The 797-nt window shown below is 65.6% G+C and carries 1 protein-coding gene; it reads left to right on the forward strand.

Going from position 1 to position 797, the window contains the following annotated elements; genetic code table 11:
• Positions 1-407: 407 nt before the first annotated feature.
• A partial coding sequence (locus ACFFNX_RS51635) for a hypothetical protein (protein ID WP_378213848.1) occupies positions 408-797 on the forward strand: 390 nt, incomplete at its 3' end.

The following is a 797-nucleotide window of genomic DNA, read 5'->3' on the forward strand; positions in this document are numbered from 1 at the left end:
ATGAGATTGGGCGGGCGTTTTTTAATGGGGATGGTGGGGGTGGGGGGTATGGGGTGTCGCGGGATGGGGTGTTGGCGGGGTTGGCGGACATGGTGAATTTGTTGCGGGCGACGGGTGGGATGTTGATTGTTTCTGGTCATACGTATGCGTTGGCTGAGGATGCGAGCACGGTGGGGTCGGTGTTGCCGTCGGGGGCGGATCGGGGGGCGTTGGCGCGGACGCGTCCGTATCGGTTGCCGGAGGTGACGTTGGGGTTTGCGCGTTCGGATCCGGAGCCGGGGGAGTTGGTGCGGGTTCGGGCGTTTGTGGAGACGTTGGTGGGGGGGTGTGCGTGGCCGGATGGGTCGTTGGAGGGTTTGGGTGGGTTGGCGCGGGTGTGGCGGTGGGCGGCGTATCAGGTGCGGTTGGTGGCGGCGGAGGTGGGGGGGCATGCGCGGGTGGTGGCGGATAACAATGTGGGGGAGGCGCGGGATCGGTTCAAGTCGTTTGCGGATGCGTTGCAGGGGGGTGGTGAGGAGGGGGGTTTGGTGTGGTTGGCGCAGGCGTGTGATGGGTTGGCGGTGGGTGTGGACAATGTGGTGGCGCAGAAGAATGCGGGTCGGTTGCAGTGGACGTTGACGTTTGAGTTTTTGTTGGTGATGTGGGCGGTTGCGGCGTTGTGGTCGGCGGTGACGGCGGGTGGGTCGGTGGAGGCGGCGACGGTGGCGTCGCGGGCGGCGGGGTTGGGTTTGAAGAGGTTTTTGTGGCAGGTGGCGAAGGCTGCGGTGATGGGTGGGGTGTTTGCGGGGGGGATGGAT

Origin of the sequence: Actinoallomurus acaciae, assembly GCF_042429965.1 — a bacterium.
Lineage (GTDB): Bacteria > Actinomycetota > Actinomycetes > Streptosporangiales > Streptosporangiaceae > Actinoallomurus > Actinoallomurus acaciae.